Source organism: Thermococcus sp. Bubb.Bath, from assembly GCF_012027595.1.
In the GTDB taxonomy this organism is placed as follows: Archaea; Methanobacteriota_B; Thermococci; order Thermococcales; family Thermococcaceae; genus Thermococcus.
On record NZ_SNUR01000001.1, the window covers coordinates 849,021 to 866,515 of the forward strand.

At 54.3% G+C, this 17,495-nt stretch carries 17 protein-coding genes and 2 tRNA genes; 9 read left to right on the plus strand and 10 right to left on the minus strand.

What is annotated here, in order from left to right; all coding sequences use genetic code 11:
• Positions 1 to 78: 78 nt before the first annotated feature.
• Together E3E29_RS04740 and E3E29_RS04745 are read left to right on the plus strand one after the other, a co-directional pair.
• Positions 79 to 154 (plus strand) — tRNA-Asn (locus E3E29_RS04740).
• Between the two features lie 5 nt (positions 155 to 159).
• Positions 160 to 237, plus strand: a tRNA-Ile gene (locus E3E29_RS04745).
• 328 nt (positions 238 to 565) lie between these two features.
• On the opposite strand, the gene E3E29_RS04750 is transcribed toward E3E29_RS04745, so the two are convergent.
• Positions 566 to 3,079: a CDC48 family AAA ATPase gene (locus tag E3E29_RS04750; protein ID WP_167909674.1), complete on the minus strand. Its 2,514-nt coding sequence runs from the start codon at positions 3,077 to 3,079 to the stop codon at positions 566 to 568.
• Between the two features lie 65 nt (positions 3,080 to 3,144).
• A complete protein-coding gene (locus tag E3E29_RS04755; protein WP_167909675.1) occupies positions 3,145 to 3,915 on the minus strand; it encodes a hypothetical protein in 771 nt (256 codons plus the stop codon).
• 83 nt (positions 3,916 to 3,998) lie between these two features.
• Here E3E29_RS04755 and E3E29_RS04760 point away from each other — a divergent pair, with 83 nt between their 5' ends.
• The gene (locus E3E29_RS04760) at positions 3,999 to 4,169 is read left to right on the plus strand and encodes a hypothetical protein (RefSeq protein ID WP_167909676.1); all 171 of its coding nucleotides are present in this window, start codon (positions 3,999 to 4,001) and stop codon (positions 4,167 to 4,169) included.
• A gap of 1 nt (position 4,170) precedes the next feature.
• Here the strand turns inward: E3E29_RS04760 and E3E29_RS04765 are convergent, their stop codons facing one another.
• Both E3E29_RS04765 and udp read right to left on the minus strand, forming a co-directional pair.
• Entirely contained in the window at positions 4,171 to 5,271 is a 1,101-nt protein-coding gene (locus E3E29_RS04765; protein WP_167909677.1) for a hypothetical protein, read from the minus strand.
• Between the two features lies 1 nt (position 5,272).
• Positions 5,273 to 6,106, minus strand: coding sequence for a uridine phosphorylase (udp, locus tag E3E29_RS04770; protein ID WP_206205810.1), 834 nt, complete (start codon positions 6,104 to 6,106; stop codon positions 5,273 to 5,275).
• A 75-nt stretch (positions 6,107 to 6,181) separates the two neighbouring features.
• Between udp and E3E29_RS04775 the strand changes: the two genes are divergently transcribed.
• On the plus strand, positions 6,182 to 7,246 hold the full coding sequence (locus E3E29_RS04775) for a pyridoxal-phosphate dependent enzyme (protein ID WP_167909678.1): 1,065 nt from the start codon (positions 6,182 to 6,184) through the stop codon (positions 7,244 to 7,246).
• 34 nt (positions 7,247 to 7,280) lie between these two features.
• The gene (locus E3E29_RS04780) at positions 7,281 to 8,159 is read left to right on the plus strand and encodes an MEMO1 family protein (RefSeq protein ID WP_167909922.1); all 879 of its coding nucleotides are present in this window, start codon (positions 7,281 to 7,283) and stop codon (positions 8,157 to 8,159) included.
• A gap of 47 nt (positions 8,160 to 8,206) precedes the next feature.
• Here the strand turns inward: E3E29_RS04780 and E3E29_RS04785 are convergent, their stop codons facing one another.
• Positions 8,207 to 10,681 carry a plasma-membrane proton-efflux P-type ATPase gene (locus E3E29_RS04785; RefSeq protein WP_206205760.1) on the minus strand — a complete coding sequence of 825 codons (2,475 nt, stop codon included), beginning with the start codon at positions 10,679 to 10,681 and terminating at the stop codon, positions 8,207 to 8,209.
• A gap of 223 nt (positions 10,682 to 10,904) precedes the next feature.
• Between E3E29_RS04785 and E3E29_RS04790 the strand changes: the two genes are divergently transcribed.
• From E3E29_RS04790 to E3E29_RS04800, 3 genes are read left to right on the plus strand one after another with little or no spacing between them, the layout of a single operon-like run.
• On the plus strand, positions 10,905 to 11,918 hold the full coding sequence (locus E3E29_RS04790; protein WP_167909924.1) for a mevalonate kinase: 1,014 nt from the start codon (positions 10,905 to 10,907) through the stop codon (positions 11,916 to 11,918).
• On the plus strand, positions 11,915 to 12,703 hold the full coding sequence (locus tag E3E29_RS04795; RefSeq protein WP_167909679.1) for an isopentenyl phosphate kinase: 789 nt from the start codon (positions 11,915 to 11,917) through the stop codon (positions 12,701 to 12,703). The genes E3E29_RS04790 and E3E29_RS04795 overlap by 4 nt, the downstream gene beginning before the upstream one ends.
• A 5-nt stretch (positions 12,704 to 12,708) precedes the next feature.
• Positions 12,709 to 13,464, plus strand: a complete 756-nt coding sequence (locus tag E3E29_RS04800; RefSeq protein WP_167909925.1) for a molybdopterin-binding protein — start codon at positions 12,709 to 12,711, stop codon at positions 13,462 to 13,464.
• 4 nt (positions 13,465 to 13,468) lie between these two features.
• Here E3E29_RS04800 and E3E29_RS12035 read toward each other — a convergent pair whose 3' ends face one another.
• Both E3E29_RS12035 and E3E29_RS04805 read right to left on the minus strand, forming a co-directional pair.
• On the minus strand, positions 13,469 to 13,702 hold the full coding sequence (locus E3E29_RS12035; protein ID WP_342764665.1) for a hypothetical protein: 234 nt from the start codon (positions 13,700 to 13,702) through the stop codon (positions 13,469 to 13,471).
• Entirely contained in the window at positions 13,674 to 14,240 is a 567-nt protein-coding gene (locus E3E29_RS04805) for a hypothetical protein (RefSeq protein ID WP_342764666.1), read from the minus strand. Before E3E29_RS04805 ends, E3E29_RS12035 begins: the two co-directional genes overlap by 29 nt.
• A gap of 140 nt (positions 14,241 to 14,380) precedes the next feature.
• Here E3E29_RS04805 and E3E29_RS04810 point away from each other — a divergent pair, with 140 nt between their 5' ends.
• On the plus strand, positions 14,381 to 14,665 hold the full coding sequence (locus E3E29_RS04810; protein ID WP_167909680.1) for a PRC-barrel domain-containing protein: 285 nt from the start codon (positions 14,381 to 14,383) through the stop codon (positions 14,663 to 14,665).
• A gap of 13 nt (positions 14,666 to 14,678) precedes the next feature.
• On the opposite strand, the gene E3E29_RS04815 is transcribed toward E3E29_RS04810, so the two are convergent.
• From E3E29_RS04815 to acs, 3 genes are all read right to left on the minus strand, one after another.
• Entirely contained in the window at positions 14,679 to 15,386 is a 708-nt protein-coding gene (locus tag E3E29_RS04815; RefSeq protein WP_167909681.1) for a metallophosphoesterase, read from the minus strand.
• Between the two features lie 42 nt (positions 15,387 to 15,428).
• On the minus strand, positions 15,429 to 16,022 hold the full coding sequence (locus E3E29_RS04820; RefSeq protein ID WP_167909682.1) for a hypothetical protein: 594 nt from the start codon (positions 16,020 to 16,022) through the stop codon (positions 15,429 to 15,431).
• Between the two features lie 74 nt (positions 16,023 to 16,096).
• Entirely contained in the window at positions 16,097 to 17,494 is a 1,398-nt protein-coding gene (gene acs, locus E3E29_RS04825) for an acetate--CoA ligase alpha subunit (RefSeq protein WP_167909683.1), read from the minus strand.
• Position 17,495 lies beyond the last annotated feature (1 nt).

Genomic DNA, 17,495 nt, shown 5'->3' on the forward strand with positions numbered 1-17,495 from the left:
CAGTTAATCGGTTCCATCCTTAAAAACCTGTCACCGTAATCTTTATAAAGGGCCCCCGTATTCCCTACATTGGGTCGAGCCGCCGTAGCTTAGTTGGCAGAGCGCCGGACTGTTAATCCGGCGGTCCCCGGTTCAAATCCGGGCGGCGGCGCCATCAGTGGGCCCGTAGCTCAGCCTGGTCAGAGCGCGCGGCTCATAACCGCGTGGTCGGGGGTTCGAAGCCCCCCGGGCCCACCACTCAGCCCTTTGCTCCGCAAAGCGCTGGCGGAAGGAATCGTGCTTTTGTAGAAATGCTAATTTTAAGAAGGTTTACTCTTAAAAAGCCATCTTCATGGGTGTTTGCTCCCAACGAGGCGTCCTTCGGACGCCAGAACAAAAAGCAAACTTTGTAAAAACCCGCTTTTAGAGTTAAACCCCCTGTTAATGACCCAAAAAGAATGCACGGTTACCCAGTATTTTTACTAGGAGGGCATTTTTTGATCAAACTTTGCAATGCAAAGTCTCTTTGATAAACCCCTAAAAGGAGCAGAAAATAATGTTTTGAATAAAAAGGAAAGTAGAGAGGTCAGAAGGTGTAGTAATCGACCTCACGCTTCCCCTTCTTTGGGACGGCCTTTCTGCTCTCCTCGAAGTTTCTGTAGTACTCCAGCATATACGGCGTTATACTCGGCTTGATCTTCTTGAGGGCCTCCTCAAAGTCCCTTTTAGTTACCCTGATCTCGTCCAGGAAGTCCTCCTCTGCCCGTTCTTCCTCAGCGGGGATTGCACGAACGATGCGCCTTAGAGCCGTTAGGGCCGCCTCCCTAACCACTGCCTCTATGTCGGCTCCAGAGTATCCTTCGGTCTTTTTCGCCAGCTCTTCAAGGTTAACGTCCTCAGCCAGCGGAACCCGCCTCGTGTGAACCTTGAATACCTCAAGCCTGGCCTTCTCGTCCGGAGCCGGAACGAGTATCAACCTGTCGAACCTCCCCGGCCTGAGCAGGGCTGGATCAATAATGTCCGGCCTGTTGGTGGCTCCAATGACGACCACACCACTGTTCCTTTCTATGCCGTCCATCTCAGTGAGCAGCTGATTGATGAGGGTATCGAGGTGCCTCGCACCCTCGTATGAGCCCCTGGCCGGTGCTATTGCGTCTATCTCATCAATGAATACCACCGTCGGGGCCGCCTGCCTCGCCTTCCTGAATATCTCCCTCACCCTTTTCTCAGTCTCTCCAACCCACTTGGAGAGCACTTCTGGTCCCCTTATGGCTATGAAGTTGGCCTCGCTCTCGTTGGCCACGGCCTTTGCAAGGAGTGTCTTACCAGTTCCAGGCGGACCGTAGAGGAGTATCCCCCTCGGCGGAGTTATCCCCAATCTCTCAAAGGCCTTGGGGTACTTAAGCGGCCATTCTACAGCCTCCATCAGCTCCTCCTTAACGTCTTTGAGTCCGCCTATATCGTCCCAGTGGACGTTCGGAACCTCCATAAGTACTTCCCTTAGTGCAGATGGCTCGACCATCTTCAGTGCCTCGTAGAAGTCGTCCTCCATGACGCGGAGTTCCTGGAGGACTTCGGGGGGTATTTTCTCGTGCTCCGGACTCACCCTGCCCTCCTTGATCAGCCTGCGAAGAACTACCATCGCCGCTTCCCTTGCCAGAGCGGCCAGATCAGCACCGACGAAGCCGTGGGTCTTATCCGCTATCCTGTCGAGCATTCGGTCGATGAGCTTGGCCTTGACCTCGGAGTAAATCTCGCCGTACTCCTTGAGGATGCGCTTTATCTCTTCCTCGCTCCTGGCCTTCTCCACTTGGACTTTGAGCCTCATCAGCGTCTCCGAGTCTAGGATCCTTGGCCCGACTTCGTCGAGTATGCGCAGGACTTCGCTCCTGTCGAAAGGAGGCTCTAGAGGCATTCCTCTGGTGTGTATTTGGAGGATTTCCTTCCTTCCCTGCTTGTCTGGAACGCCGACCTCAATCTCCCTATCAAACCTCCCCGGCCTCCTCAAAGCCGGATCAAGAGCATCCGGCCTGTTGGTTGCTGCTATGACGATAACCTTGCCCCTCCCCTGCAGGCCGTCCATCAGGGTGAGCAGCTGGCTGACAACCCTCTTCTCGACCTCCCCAACTACTTCCTCCCTCTTGGGGGCGATTGCATCAATCTCGTCGATGAATATTATGCTGGGCGCGTTCTCCTCGGCCTCTTTGAATATATCCCTCAGCCTTTCTTCACTTTCCCCATAGAACTTGCTCATTATCTCTGGACCGTTGATTGCTATGAAGTGAGCGTTGGCCTCATTTGCAACGGCCTTTGCAAGGAGTGTCTTACCAGTTCCAGGCGGACCGTAGAGGAGAACTCCCTTCGGCGGCTCGATACCGAGCCTCTCAAAGAGCTCAGGATGCTTGAGCGGGAGCTCGACCATCTCCCTTATCTTCTGGATCGCGTCCTTTAGACCGCCGATGTCCTCGTATGTTACCTCCGGGATGCGCTCCTCCTTCACCTCAACCGCCTGGGGAAGAACCTCGACCTCCGTGTTGTAGGATATCTGGACGATCCCCTTGGGGACGGTGCTAACGACGATGAACTTCAGCTCGCCGAAGCCCAGGGGCATGGTCTCGAACAGTCCTCTGATGAGGTCGTCGAGGGGCGAACCGCCGTAGTAGCCGGCCTCCCCACGGCTGCTGGCGACGACTATGTCCCCCTTCACGACGGGCCTGCCGAGGAGGTTCTGCTTGACGATTTCCCCCGGAATCTGGAGGATAACACCCTTCTGGGCCGGTGCTAGGGTTACCTTTTTGGCCTCCTGCACCTGGGCACGCCTTATTGTAACGTAGTCGCCTATGCTCACTCCCGCGTTCTTCCTTATGTACCCGTCCATCCTGACTATGTCCAGCCCCCTGTCATCAGGGTGCGCGTTCGCCACAACTGCCGCGGTTGAGCGCGAACCCACAAGCTCCACGATGTCTCCTGTGCTCACGCCGAGCTTTTTCTGGTAGCTCTTGTCAAACCTCACTATTCCCCTTCCCACGTCCACTTTAAGGGCCTCTGCAACCCGGAGTTTTATCTCATCAACACTCTCTTCCTTTCCTCCGAATATCATGAATCTCCCTCCCGTTTTTTCTCATGACGTTATTGTTATGCAATAGGAGTATAAAATCCCTCCGCTTAGTCGCCCTTACCCTTCTTCTCCCGCTGTCTCTTGATGGCCTCGTCCAGGGTCATGTTGCCCACGGCAACCTCCCTGGCCAGCCTGGAGGAGATAGTGATGTTCCCGCTCAGCTCCCTGCTCCGTCTCTTTATATCCTCTATTTCCCTCTTGCTGGGTTCTTTCACCTCAAGGAGCTCGCCTATTCTCCGTTCCTTTCCCTTCCTCAGGCCGATGTTTATTGATGCAACTATATCCTGAACTCCAGGGGAATCGACACTTCCCACACGCGGCGTCGTTCTGGCCTCGTTCACGAGGATGACCTGGTAATCGTACCCCAGAACCTCTCCCAGGGCTTTCAGGGTCAGCGTCCTCTGTCTTCTCGCCCCGTGGCCTATCTTTATCCTTGCTCCTGGATAGCGCCGGAGGAGCTCAAGAATCGGCTCAACGTCCCTCGGTCCTTTAAGGCGTTGCACCTCCAGAACCCTGTTATCAGCCACGACGCTGACACCGGGCCTCTCTCCGGGGTCTATCGCTATGTAAACCTGGTTGAAGTGCTCCCGTCCCTCAAGGAGAGAAAGGAGCTCGTCGATGAAGTCCTCCCCCCGGACGATTACCTTTCTGGGAAAATCCAGACTCTCCGCGGTCTTCTCATCGGTAACAACCACCTCAACGTCGAAGGGGATCCCCTCCCCCTGCCTGAGGCTGTAGAAGCCTATCCCGTGCCTCTTGAGGACCCTAACCGCGGTGTAGTACACCCTCGCATCGCCGGTTATGACCGCTACCCTCATGTCCTTCCCTCCGGTGGCGTATTAAAAACGTTTCCGGACCCGAAGCCTTAAATCCTGAACACCGAAGTTCCGCCGGTGGTATCATGCCCCCGAAGCGCAGGCCTCGCAATGAGGAGGAAGACGACGAGCTCTACGAAGTGGAAGAGTTCGAGGAGCTGGAAGACGAATTTGACCTGGAGGACGAGGAGATCGCCTGGGAAGACGATGAGTGGGAAGAGCTTGACGATGTCGAACTTGATGAGGAGATTGACTGAGTTAGGCAGGTATGAGAAGAGAAACTTCGAATTCCCTCTGAACCCTAACCCCTGCTTCAAAGACCCTCCTTGAGAGTTCCCTCAGCGAGTTGGCCCCCTTCGTATTGGCCTCCTCCAACAGTTCAAAGGCTGAGAACTTCAACAGCCGGGCTAGCTTGTACCGGCTCCCACCACGGGGCAACAGCATACTCTCCGCGAGCTCATCGCTGAAGAATCCCGTTCTCACGGCATTCAAGAACACGTCCAGCAGGTAGACAGGGTTGAGGACTTTTTCCATGAACTCCGCGGCCTTCTTTGGCTCTCCCCGAGCCAGGTAGAACATCGACAGGGCCCTTCCAGTTTCATTCGCTATTTTAGCTCTCCTGAATGCATCCTCCGCCCCTTTGACATCCCCAAGTTCTATCTTCAGCTTCCCAAGCTCGTCCAGCAGAAGGCTCCTCAGGGGTTCCTCAAGCAACCCGGCCCAGTATTCGAGCCCCTCAACGTCGCCCCTCCCAACGAGACCTGAGAAGAACCCTTTGAAATAGCTTTTTTTCACCTCATGGAATGGTTTAACAATGGGGTGTGGGAGCCCCGCCTTCTGAGGTTTGTTCTCCTGGATTATTCCACTTTTTACCTCCCCATTCATGCGCAGGAGCTCCGCTCCGGGCATCAGCTTACCGTCCTTGAATATTAAACCCGCTGGAAGGGGCTTTAGCTGTTGCAGGTCCCTCTCGTCGAGGCCGAGCTCGCTGAGGCTGACACCCGCAGTTCCCTTCTCCACGATGACTTTGGCCAGAACGTCGGCAACGCTTTTCAGTGCCTTCTTGCGAAGAAAATCGCTTTTAATGCTCCTGGCCGCCCTTATTGCCAGTTTAAAAATCCCCGCCCTTGAAAGGAGGTAGGAGAGGTTTTTAAAAACCTCGTCGTGGAGAGTTTCCGTCCTTATCTTCCCTGCTATCTCCAGGGCCTTCTCCGGCGAGCGGGTAACGTACGCTTCGATGACCCACCTGAGGGCATAGTCTCTCCAGTAGCTTTCTTTTATGCCTTCAGCTTCGCGAAGGGCCCCTTCGAGGTCCCCCTTTGACAGGAGTTCCCTCACCTGAATGAGCCTCGCGTCCATGTCAGACCCTCAGCCCAGGGTGCCACACCTTCTTTCCGGCCCTCTCCTTCTCCTCGTCCCATTCAGTGAGGATTTTAACTGCCTCGCTGGCTACGAGGGCGGCTTCCTTCTCCCCTACCTTCCCGAACTCGTTCGTTACACGGTTGGCGAAGACGGAGCAGACACAGCCGGCCCTACGGCCGTAGATGTTGGCCAGGGTGTAGAGCGTCGCCGCCTCCATCTCGAAGTTGGTCACGTTCGCCTGCCTGAGGTCGTCGACGATGTTCCTGGCGAAGCTCGGGAAGTAGCCGTTGAGGCCCGGCCTGCCCTGGCCGAGGTAGAAGCTGTCGGTAGAGGCCGTTATGCCGAGGTGATAGCGCATTCCAAGGGTCTCGGCGGCCTCTACGAGGGCCAAAGTAACCTCAAGGTCCGCAACTGCCGGGTACTCAATCCTCACGTACTGCTTTGAAGTGCCGTCGAGCCTGACGGCCGCTTTTGCTATGATTAGGTCTCCTATCTCCATCCCCGGCTGGATTGCCCCGGTCGAACCAACGCGGATGAACGTGTCGGCGCCGATGGCAGCTAACTCTTCCACCGCTATCGCCGTCGATGGGCCCCCTATTCCGGTTGAGGTGACGCTTATCGGCACGCCCTTGTACTTTCCGGTGTGCGTACGGTATTCCCTGTGGAACGCTATCTCCCTTGCCTCATCCCAGAGCGAGCTTACCTTTGGAACCCTCTCCGGGTCTCCGGGGAGGAGAACGTATCTCGCCACATCCCCGGGTTTGCAGGCTATGTGATACTGCATCCCCTCCTCAGTCTGGGGCCTCTCAGCCGATACGAACTTCTCCACCATGACAACCACCTTTTTATCCTCTTATGCATCACTTTTAGTGTTTGAGCTAAAAAGTGTTTGGACGGAGTGGGGACAATGCTGAAGTGCACCCGATGCGGAAAAACCTACCCGGAAACGTTCAGGCTCACCTGCGACTGTGGTGGAACCCTGTTCGTCGAGCGGGAATACTTCGACTTCTTTGGAAACCTCGGCCAGCATCTCGACGCGAGGAGGTACCTCAACTTCCTTCCGGTAGGGGGAACTCTCCTCCCGCCGCCCGTGCCGGCGATAACCCCAACCGTTGAGCTTCAAGTCGACCCGGTAACCGCGCTCTTCAAGCTCGACTACCTCCAGCCCAGCGGCTCCTTCAAGGACAGGGGAACGTGGGTAACGGTCGCCAAGTTGATGGAGGAGGGCGTGGGGGAGGTCGTCCTCGACAGCTCCGGAAACGCGGCACTGAGCTTCGCCCTTTACTCTCTTCCCGCAGGGATAAGGATTCACACATTCGTCTCCTACGATACAATGCCCGGAAAGCTCTCCCTCCTCCGGAGGCTCGGCGCGGTTGTACACTTCGTTGATGGTGACAGGATGGAAGTCCACGAAAAGGCCGTCGAGTTCTCGGAGCGGGAAGGGATAACCTACGTGACCCACTGGCTCAACCCGTACTTCATCGAGGGCACCAAAACGATAGCCTACGAGGTCTATGAGCAGGCTGGGGTTCCAGACTACGCCTTTGCCCCCACTGGTTCCGGAACCCTCTTCCTCGGCCTGTGGAAGGGCTTCAAAGAGCTGATGGAAATGGGTGAAATGACCAAACTCCCGCGGCTCGTGGCTGTTCAGGCCGAAGGCTACGAGAGCCTCTGCAAGCGATCACCCACCAAAAACCAGCTCGCCGATGGTATAGCCATTCCCGAGCCCCCAAGGAGGGACGACATGCTGAGGGCCATTGATGAGAGCAACGGCCTCTGCGTGAGTGTGAGTGAAAGCGAAACCCTCGGGGCCCTTAACTGGCTGAAGAGGGCGGGCTTCCTGGTGGAGCCGACTTCCGCGGTCGTTTTGGCTGGCATGTGGAAGCTCGTGGAATCTGGAGAAATCCCCAGAGGTTCAAGAGTCCTGCTCCCGCTGACGGGCTCGGGCCTTAAAATAACCGAAGGTATTTAAACTTTGAGGATAACCTTTGGTGGAGGTGATGGGAATGGTCATGAGGTACCCCGCGGTCGCGGGAAGCTTCTATCCCGCTGACGAGGAGCTCGTAGGGATGATGGAGGAGTTCTTCAAAGGCATTGGGAAAGAAGGGGGCGAGAGGAAAATAACCGCGGGCGTTGCTCCGCACGCGGGCTACGTATTCTCCGGTTATACAGCGAGCAGGACGTACAAAGCCATCTTTGAGGACGGTCTTCCGGAGACCTTCGTGATCCTCGGGCCAAACCACACCGGGCTCGGTTCGCCCATAGCGATTCACCCACCGGGTAAGTGGATAACGCCGCTGGGAGAGATAGATGTCGACGGCGAGCTGGCGAAAGAGGTAGCCAAAATTTCCGGCATAGCCGATTTAGACGAGTTCGCCCACAAGTACGAGCACTCCATCGAGGTCCAGGTTCCGTTCATACAGTACCTCGCCGAGAAGGCCGGGAAGGAAGTCAAAATCGTGCCAATAGTCCTTGGAATGCAGGATGAAGACGTTACTGAGGACCTCGGGAAGGCGATCTTCGAGGCGAGCAGAGAGCTCGGCAGGGACATCGTGGTCATAGCGAGCACGGACTTCATGCACTACGGCCCGGTCTACGGCTACGTTCCCTTCAGGGTTCACGCGGAAGAGCTCCCCCACAGGATAAAGGAGTGGGACTTTAGAATAATCAGGAGAATCCTCGACTTCGACGTTAAGGGAATGTTCAAGGAGATAAGGGAGATGAACCACACCATGTGCGGGCCAGGTGGAGTTGGAACGGCGATAGTCTACTCCCGCCTTGCTGGGGCGGTTGAGGCCGAGCTTCTCCACTACACGACGAGCTTTGAGGTGAGTAGGAGCACCGACGCGGTTGTCGGGTACGCGAGCATAGTCTTCAGGAGATGAGTAACTTTCAGTTTGTTTTGTTTTAAAGTTAAAGATAAAAAAATTGTTCAGAAGGCCGCCTTGTGGTGCTGGTGCTTGACTTCCCAGCTGAAGAACCGGTAGGCGGCCCTCTTGGTCACGTCTTCTATCAGGAACCAGATCAGGCAGTAAAGCCACACGAAACCCACATACTTCCAACCTGCTGCGGTAACTCCCCATCCGTAGGCCACCATCAGCGTGGCTAGGAGCTTAGTTCCAACTGCGCTCCAGAAGAGCCACTTGCCCGGCATTATGCTCCAGAACGGCCCCCTGGTCCTGGTGACGAATATCGTCAGGTGCCCGGCAACTGCCAGTTTAAGGAATATGATGCTCTGGAGCAGTGCCAATCCACTCGCAGTGGTGGGGGATATGTGGAAGTAATCGATCATTATAACGAGCAGGAGGAATGTTTCTATGACACCCATGGTTCCTATGATGGTCGATACGGTTAGAACTTCCCTAAGGTTCCACTTCTCTGGCCAGCGGTTTATCTTGACGTTGTCGTAGGCTATCGTGATTATTGGGAGGTCGTTGAGTAATGCCAGGAATATTATCATGACTGCGGTTATTGGGTAGAAGTTGTATGCAAGTATGCTCAGCGTTATGAAGAAGAGAACCCTTATGGTCTCTGTGATGCGGTAAAGCACATAGCTATGCATCCTCTGGAATATTTTCCTGGCTTCCACTATTGCGTTTTTGATGGTACTAATACCTGGTGCCAGTAGCGCTATGTCGGCAGCGGCCCTCGCTGCGTCGGTTGCACCTGAGACAGCTATGCCAACGTTGGCCTGTTTCAGAGCAGGAGCGTCATTAACCCCATCACCCGTCATTGCGACTTTGTGGCCAGCTTCTTGGAGCGATTTGACTATCTTGAACTTGTGCTCCGGATAAACCTGAGCGAATCCATCAGCCTCTTCACACAGCCGGATCAACTCGTGTCCTTTGGTCTTTTCAAGTTCATCCGCCGTGTGTATTTTGGTTCCTATTCCCAGTATCCTGGCTATCTGCTTGGCTATTGCTATGTGGTCACCGGTGATCATCTTAACGCGTATCCCGTTCCTCTTGAGGAACTTGACAGTGCTCGCGGAGTCGTCGCGTGGCGGGTCAAAGAGAGGTATCAGTCCGACGAACTTCCAGCCATCCCCCGAGTCAACGGCCACCCCGAGTGTTCTGTATCCCTTGCTGGCGAGTTCTTCAACTTTCCCCATGACCTCTGAGGTGAGCTTCTCATCAGCGTTTACCATCTGGAGTATGACCTGAGGTGCACCCTTGGCCGTCTTAAATTGCTTTCCGCCGCACTCAACCACGGCCTCCGTGTGCTTTATGACGGGATCGAAGGGTACGAATTTAATCTGTTTACAGGTTCCCAATTTCTCTTTGTTTTTAATAGTCCTAAGGATAGCCAGGTCAATCGGATCCTTGTTTTCCTCTTTGCTGGCGAGTGCCGCATAGAACAGCATATCATCAACGGAGAACCCGCTCCAAGCGATGGGGTTTTCCACGGTGAGTTGGTTCTTGGTCAAAGTCCCAGTTTTGTCGGCACAGAGGGTGTCCACAGAGGCCAGCTCCTCTATAGCAACAAGCTTGGTCACTATGGCCTGCCTCTTGGCCAGTTCATACGCACCTATTGCCATGGTTATACTCATGACCGCGGGTAATGCCGCTGGAATGGCCGCCACTGTTAGAACTAAAGCGAACCGCAGGAGATCGAGGAACGGTTTCCCGCGGTGGAGTTCCACAATGAACATTATGCTTATCATTATAATGCTGAGTACGATTAGGTAGTTGCCTATGTTAATGACGAGCTTCTGGTATTCGGTCGTTGTTTTTGCGGTCTGAACGAGCTGCACGGTTCTTCCGAAGTATGTGCTCAAACCGGTCGCTATTACAACGCCAGTCATCTCCCCGCGTTTGACTATCGAACCGCTGTATATGACACTACCGACCTTCTTTGTAACCGGAACGCTTTCCCCCGTGAGAGCAGACTCGTCCACTGTCAGAAAGTCCCCCTCTATCAGTTTAACATCTGCGGGGATTATATCTCCCATGCGGAGCCTTACGATATCGCCGGGGACGAGCTCTTTTGCCGGTATGGTTTTCCACTGACCGTCCCTGAAAACCCTGACCTCCAGGGCAAGCTTCTGTTTGAGATACTCCATTATGTTTTCGGCTTTGTGCTCCTGCCAGAACCCCACTACCCCGTTGATTATGAGGAGACTGAGAATTATCCAGAAATCCTCCCAGTGATGCACTATCGCGGAGAGAATGGCCGCGACCTCTATCATCCACGGAATGGGCCCCCAGAAGTAGGATAGAAACTTTCTCAATGGGCTTACCTTTTTCTCGGGTATCTCGTTGGGTCCGACCTCTTTAAGGCGGCGCTTTACCTCCTCGCTACTGAGACCGGTCTTCGGGTCAACGTTGAGATACTTGAGAACATCCTCAACGCTCATGTGCTTTGCCTTTTGGGCAATTCCCTGCAAATCCTTAACACCTATCGACATCGCCCCATGCCTCCCAAGTTTTCATCCCTGCAATTTGCAATTAGATAATACCCATATTTAAACATTAGCCATAAAAGTACAATAAAAAATTGTAATCACACAAATGATCCTTAAACGGAATAATAGTATAAATGTACTTCATGGAAACTACCGCCGGATTCACCAACGATATTTGAGAAAGACTGATAAGCTCGTTTGTATCACCATAATGGGGATGTCAAGAATGGATGCCAAGAGCGTTCTCGCTTCAGCACCGGCTAAAATTATCCTCTTTGGAGAGCACAGTGTCGTTTATGGAAAACCGGCGATAGCGGCCGCTATAGACCTTAGAACCTACGTCAGCGCCGAGTTCAACAACACCGGCGCGATAAAGATAGAGGCCCACGACATAAAAACTCCAGGGCTTATCGTCTCCTTCTCAGAGGACAGCATCTACTTCGAGAGCGACTACGGAAAGGCCGCAGAGGTTCTCGGCTACGTCAGGCAGGCGATAGAGCTCGTGAAGGAAGAAGCCGACACAAACGGGAGGGGAATAACGGTCTCGATAACCTCGCAGATTCCCGTTGGTGCGGGTCTTGGAAGCTCCGCGGCGGTTGCGGTGGCAACAATAGGGGCAGTCTCAAGACTCCTCGGCCTAGAACTGAGCAACGAGGAGGTTGGGAAACTCGGCCATAGAGTTGAGCTCCTCGTCCAAGGCGCGTCGAGCGGCATTGATCCTACCGTTTCAGCGATAGGAGGATTCATCCATTACCAGAAGGGGAAGTTCGAGCACCTTCCATTCATGGAGCTTCCAATCGTAGTCGGCTACACCGGTTCGAGCGGTTCCACCAAGGAGCTTGTTGCGATGGTCAGGAAAAACTACGAGGAGATGCCGGGAATCTTCGAACCCGTCCTCAACTCGATGGGCAGGCTCGTTGAGAAGGCCAAGGAGGTCATCACCTCCGACCTCGACAGGGAGCTGAAGTTCCAGACCCTCGGAAAGCTCATGAACATAAACCACGGACTCCTGGATGCTCTTGGCGTATCGACCAAGAAGCTCAGCGAGCTGGTCTACGCCGCGAGGGTAGCGGGGGCCCTGGGAGCAAAGATCACTGGCGCCGGCGGCGGAGGCTGCATGTACGCCCTCGCGCCGGGGAAGCAGAGCGAGGTGGCAACGGCCATAACAATAGCTGGAGGGACCCCGATGATAACGAGGATAAGCCGTGAGGGCATTAGGATTGAGGAGGTGGAAGAGTGATACTCATAAAGATAGGTGGGAGCGTCTTCAGCGACAAGAGGGGGGAACCGGAGAACTTCGACTCCCCAACCGTGGGGAGGATAGTGAGGGAGATGGCGGAGTTCTATCCTGGCGAGGAATTCATCTTGGTTCACGGTGGAGGCAGCTTTGGACATCGCCATGCCGGTCAATATGCAATCCGAGAGGGGTTATCCGGAAACGCAGAGAGGGATGGAAGGAAAAAGATTGGCTTCTCTTTCACCCACCAGTCAATGCTCCGGGCCAACGCGGCTTTTATCGACATGTTTCTCTCCCAAGATCTGCCCGCGTTTTCAGTCTCAACTTCCTCCGTCTTCGTAACCGAGAAAGGGGAGGTGGTCTACGCCGACATGGAAATTCTAAGAAGGCTTTTGGATTTGGAGTTCATACCAGTCCTCTTTGGGGACGTCTCAGTTGATGTTGCCCAGGGGATAGACATCCTGTCCGGCGACCAGATAATGGCCTACCTTACCAAGATGCTGAGGCCGAAGAAGGCGATATTTCTCATGGACGTGGATGGCATCTACGACGGAGAACCCGGCGAAGGAACTCTTATCCATGAGCTCACCCGCGATGAAGTTCCCGCACTTCTGGAGAGACTTCACTGCACCGCCGCTGGGACGGATGTTACCGGGGGAATATGCAACAAGCTGAAGAAGGCCTATGAGATGGCCAACTACACTGAAGTCTGGTTCGTAAACGGGAGAGTCCCCGGAAGGCTGGCCGGAGCTATTATGGGGAACGGCTTTGGGACGAGGTTGAGGTGATGGAGATGTTCGCCGAGATTTTGACCATTGGCGATGAGATTTTAACTGGACACACCGTCGACAGCAACTCAGCTTTCATTGCCTCGAGGCTAACCGAAAGGGGTTACTGGGTGAGGAGGATAACCACCGTTGGGGACGACGTCGAGGAGATAAAGACCGCTGTTAGAGAGATACTCGCAAGGAAGCCTGAGGTTCTCGTCATCAGCGGTGGCCTTGGGCCAACTCATGACGACGTTACAATGTTAGCAGTTGCGGAAGCCCTTAACAGAAAGTTAATCCTGTGCGAGGGGTGCCTTGAGAAACTCAAGGCCTTCTACGAGAGGCTCCACCGCGAGGGTTACATAGACGACCCGAACCTCAACGAGGGGCGGAAGAAGATGGCCTACCTCCCAGAGGGAGCGGAGCCTTTGGAGAACACTGAGGGGGCTGCACCAGGGGCCTTCATCGAGCATGAGGGTGTTAAGGTATTCGTCCTTCCAGGAATGCCAAGGGAGATGAGGGCAATGCTCGAAAACGAGGTTCTTCCGAGGCTCGGAAGGAGAAAGTTCGTCCAGAGGAAGTTTTTAGCCGAGATAACCGACGAGAGCAAACTGGCCCCGATCCTTCAGGAAGCTTTGGAGAGATTTAATGTCAGAATCCATTCCTCTCCAAAGGGCTTTGGGAAATACATAGGCTTGATAATCTTTGCGGAGAGGGAGAAGGAAGTTGAAAGGACCGCAGCTTTTCTCCGGGAGCGCGGGATAGGCCTTGAGGAGGCGTGAGGATTCACCTTATTTCAATCTCCCCTTTCCTCATGCGGAAGGTGTGCCTTCCCTCCAGAGGTTCGAAGTCTCCAAGAGGGGACTTCCTCACGAACATGGTCTCTGAGGACTTTCCGGACTCCGAGTGGAACTCAAGGACGTACTGGCTGTAAAGGGATATCCATGAGGTGAACTTCTCAGAAACCCTATCCCTGTTGAGCAGGAAGAAGTTAACCGGCCGCTTCCTCTTCTCTTCCACCCTGGCCTTTTCCTTGAGGGCCATAAAGTGCTGGTAGAGACGTACGGTTTTTTCCTCCCCCAGCACCAGAGCTAGGCCATCCAGTGTTACGTCCAGTCCCAGCGGCCGTCTCTCCCCAATTTTCTCCTTCAGAATCTTTGGAGTAGAGGGAGATATACTTGGGGACGAAGGTCTGGGCGTCAATACTCTTATCCACGAGGACAAAGTCCTCCCCATAATCTACCCCATGAATGGAAGCGAAGATGTCTATAATGGCGAGATTCCTGTTTCCACCCTCAATAATGATGTCAAGTCCTATGGGTTTTAACTCGATGTTAAGGGCAGAGAAGGGAAACACCGTGTTCATTATGACGCCGAAATCCCCCAACTTGATCCGCTCCCTAAGAACGGCAAATGGGAGGAGCCACCCCATTGAATAGGTACTGTAAACCACGAGAACATTGCTGTCCGGTAGGAGTCCCCCTCCTAGTATCTCATCCAGTTTGGGGAACCCGGTACTCAAAGTTTTATCGTCAAAGGCCAGCCCCTCTCTTTCCATGCTTTCACCGTAGCATTTTTTGACCGTCTTCTATTTAAGGGTTACCAGTTGCATTGGGAGATAGAGGAAAAAGTTTTATACGATGCCGCTTAGAGACAGTGGGGAAACTCCACATGTGATAAAACTAAGGGGTGGAAGACATGGTGAAGATTCTTGCATCAAAGCTCAGGGACGTTGAACTTATTACCGACACCGGTGTGAGGCTCGGGTGGGTCTACGACCTCAGCTTCGATGAAGAAACCGGAGATCTCTTAGTTATAGTGGCTGAACCTGACGAAGACCTTGACACGAGCGAGTTCGTAACCGACCACGAAGGGCTTCTTCTGATACCGGTAAGTGCCGTCAGGAGCATAGGCGAGGTAATTATTATCGACTCCAACAAGCTGGCGGTCAAGTCAAAGCTCCGCGGTATAAGGCACCACTGACACGTCTAATACTTCAGTATCCCTCGAACAGCCTCTGGGCCAGGAAGCGGGGAAGTCCCGCCTCGACTATCTTCTCCGCCGCTTCTTCCACATCGTATTCTACCCTGTGGAACTTCACGTTGTTTGGTGGCTCTTTCTCCGTGTCTATGAAAGCGTAGGCCGCCCTCCAGTCCCCGTCCCTCGGCTGGCCCACGCCGCCGGGATTGATGATGCGCCGTTCTCTTACCAGCTTGAGCATCGGAATGTGGGTGTGGCCGACCAGGAGGTCGTCCTGCCATACGTAGCTCAGAACGGCTTTGAACTCACTCTCCGGGAGCCAGGGAAAGAGGTATTCATCCAGCGGGGCCCTTGGGGAGCCGTGAATGAGGAGGTAGCTCCTCCCGGTGTCGTCAGTGAAGAGTTGCCTAATCGGGAGCCGCCTCAGGAACTCAAGGTTCTCAATGCTCATGACCATCTGGTGCCATCTGACGGCTTCCCGTGCATATGGGTTGAAACCCCACTCTGCACCGAAGGCTACCGCGTTGTCGTGGTTGCCGCGGACGCAGAGAAACTCCCGTTTCTTCATCTGATCCCTCACGAACTCAACGACCTCATTTGGGGAGGCACCGTAGCCGACCAGGTCTCCCATGCAGAGTACCACGTCGGCGTTTTTCACCTCTCTCCAGACTGCTTGGAGGGCCTCCAGGTTGGAGTGGATATCGCTTATTAGGGCTATGAGCATGGGACCACCCAAGGATAAATAGGAGGAAGGCCTTAAATCACTTCAGGAACTTCCTCTCAACAGGCCGAGGCCAAAGAGCGTGAGGCCAGAAACCATCAGGACAAACCCGGAGTAGAGCTGGTAATCGGGAGAACCACTCCCCTCGCACTCCTTCTTGAGCTCATCGAAGTGCTCGGAGCAATATTCAAAGTCGAGATACTCTCGTGGATCACCGTAAACCGTCAGAGAATTTACTTCAAGGCCCTTCCTGAAGACAAGCCGCTGGAGATTCGCAGATTTCTTTTCCCTTTCCTCCCCCCGGATTTCAAGGGTTCCGTTGTGGTAAATGATGGTCAGGTTCCTCAGTGAACCGGTTTCGATAACCAGCGTGCCGTTTTTGATGTTAAAGGAAGCCCCAGTGGAGGAGTTTAGAACAACGGCAAACTTTGAGATGTCCAGGGAGTAATCGGAGGTGAAAACAAAACCCCCTCCTGAGGAGGCAAGCTCCGGAGTGCTGTTCAAGTTCGCGTCAAAGACTATCGACGAGGGAAGCATGCAGGCAAGGCCGCCACAGCTTGCTGGACTGTACGTCGCCGTTAGGACTGAACCCAAGAATAATAACAGAAACCCAAGGATGTAAACCATCCTCACATTCATAGTGCATCACAAACATTACGCCAGACGAAAATAAAAACCTTTGGGCAAAACATCCAGAAAAGAGAAAAGGAGACTCACTCCTTCTTCTGCTTCTTCTTCCAGTTGCTCCACTTGTAGAGGGCAGCGAGGGACTTAACGGCCCTCTCCGGCTCTGGATAGGCCGGGATCCCTTCCTCGTTGAGCATATCAATGGCTTCCTTGCTTTCAATGCCGCCGACAATAGCGACGACGAGCGGCTTCTTCCTTCCGCTCTCGTTGTACTCGCGGATGACTATCTTGGCGAGATCCCTCGGGTCGAGGACAGCGGTCTGGCAGTAGAGAACGGCAACGCTGTGGATGTTCGGGTTGCTCAAAGCTTCCCTGACCGCTCCCTCGTAGCTCTCGGCACCGGCCATACCAGTAAGGTCAACAGGGTTCTTGTAGCTTCCGAAGGGCGGCATGTAGTTGGAGAAGACCTTAAGGACGTTGAGGTTGTCGTAGAGATCCAGCCCGACTTCCTCGGCGGCGTCGGTTGCCATGACTCCTATCCCACCGCCGTTGGTGAGGATAACGAAGTTCTCACCTTGGGGCTCCGGGAGGTTGCTGAGAGTTCTCGCCCAGTCGAAGGCCTCACCGATGGTTAAAGCGCGGAGGACGCCGCTCTGCTTGAACGCTGCCTCGTATATCTTGTCAGCTCCTGCGAGTGAGCCGGTGTGAGAAGCGGCGGCCTTGGCACCGCGCTCGCTCCTTCCGGCCTTTATGATGATGATCGGCTTCTCCTTGCTGACCTTCTTTGCCGTCTCCATGAACTTCCTTCCGTCCTTGACGCCCTCCATGTAGATGAGAATTGCACCGGTGTTCTCGTCCTCCTCGAAGTACTCAAGCAAGTCTGCGTCGTCGATGTCGCTCTTGTTCCCTATGCTGACGACGGCTGAGAGGCCGACCTTCTCAAGGATGGTCCATCCCATGAGGGCTATACCGAGGGCTCCGCTCTGGCTGATGAGAGCGAGCTTGCCCGGCATGACGTCGGTCGGGCCGAAGGTGGCGTTGAGCTTGTCCGGAGTGTAGACGACGCCGAAGATGTTCGGGCCGAGGATTCTCATGCCGTACTTGTGGGCGGTCTCGACGAGCTGCTCTTCAACCTTCTTGCCCTCCGGGCCGAGTTCACCGAAGCCCGAAGTGATTATTGGGAGAACCTTGACGCCCTTCTTTCCGCAGTCTTCAACGACCCCCGGAACGAACTTGGCAGGGACGACGATGACGGCCATGTCAACCTCGTCCGGAACATCGAGAATGCTCTTGTAAGACTTGAACTTCCGCCCGTTTATCTCGATCTCAACGCCCTTAACGTTGACGGCGTAGATTTTCCCCTCGTAGCCGTACTCCACGAGGTTCTTCATAACAGCGTAGCCTATCTTGCCCGGTTTTTCTGAAGCGCCGATGACGGCGATGCTCTTCGGTCTAAACAGGGCAACTATGTTCTGGTCAACCATC

What these genes read in the sequence shown, in the direction of transcription:
- E3E29_RS04750 (WP_167909674.1), bottom strand. Translation starts at nt 3,079, where the DNA reads ATGATATTCGGAGGAAAGGAAGAGAGTGTTGATGAGATAAAACTCCGG.
- E3E29_RS04755 (WP_167909675.1), bottom strand. Translation starts at nt 3,915, where the DNA reads ATGAGGGTAGCGGTCATAACCGGCGATGCGAGGGTGTACTACACCGCG.
- E3E29_RS04760 (WP_167909676.1), top strand. Translation starts at nt 3,999, where the DNA reads ATGCCCCCGAAGCGCAGGCCTCGCAATGAGGAGGAAGACGACGAGCTC.
- E3E29_RS04765 (WP_167909677.1), bottom strand. Translation starts at nt 5,271, where the DNA reads ATGGACGCGAGGCTCATTCAGGTGAGGGAACTCCTGTCAAAGGGGGAC.
- udp (WP_206205810.1), bottom strand. Translation starts at nt 6,106, where the DNA reads ATGGTGGAGAAGTTCGTATCGGCTGAGAGGCCCCAGACTGAGGAGGGG.
- E3E29_RS04775 (WP_167909678.1), top strand. Translation starts at nt 6,182, where the DNA reads ATGCTGAAGTGCACCCGATGCGGAAAAACCTACCCGGAAACGTTCAGG.
- E3E29_RS04780 (WP_167909922.1), top strand. Translation starts at nt 7,281, where the DNA reads ATGGTCATGAGGTACCCCGCGGTCGCGGGAAGCTTCTATCCCGCTGAC.
- E3E29_RS04785 (WP_206205760.1), bottom strand. Translation starts at nt 10,681, where the DNA reads ATGTCGATAGGTGTTAAGGATTTGCAGGGAATTGCCCAAAAGGCAAAG.
- E3E29_RS04790 (WP_167909924.1), top strand. Translation starts at nt 10,905, where the DNA reads ATGGATGCCAAGAGCGTTCTCGCTTCAGCACCGGCTAAAATTATCCTC.
- E3E29_RS04800 (WP_167909925.1), top strand. Translation starts at nt 12,709, where the DNA reads ATGTTCGCCGAGATTTTGACCATTGGCGATGAGATTTTAACTGGACAC.
- E3E29_RS04805 (WP_342764666.1), bottom strand. Translation starts at nt 14,240, where the DNA reads ATGGAAAGAGAGGGGCTGGCCTTTGACGATAAAACTTTGAGTACCGGG.
- E3E29_RS04810 (WP_167909680.1), top strand. Translation starts at nt 14,381, where the DNA reads ATGGTGAAGATTCTTGCATCAAAGCTCAGGGACGTTGAACTTATTACC.
- E3E29_RS04815 (WP_167909681.1), bottom strand. Translation starts at nt 15,386, where the DNA reads ATGCTCATAGCCCTAATAAGCGATATCCACTCCAACCTGGAGGCCCTC.
- E3E29_RS04820 (WP_167909682.1), bottom strand. Translation starts at nt 16,022, where the DNA reads ATGAATGTGAGGATGGTTTACATCCTTGGGTTTCTGTTATTATTCTTG.
- acs (WP_167909683.1), bottom strand. Translation starts at nt 17,494, where the DNA reads ATGGTTGACCAGAACATAGTTGCCCTGTTTAGACCGAAGAGCATCGCC.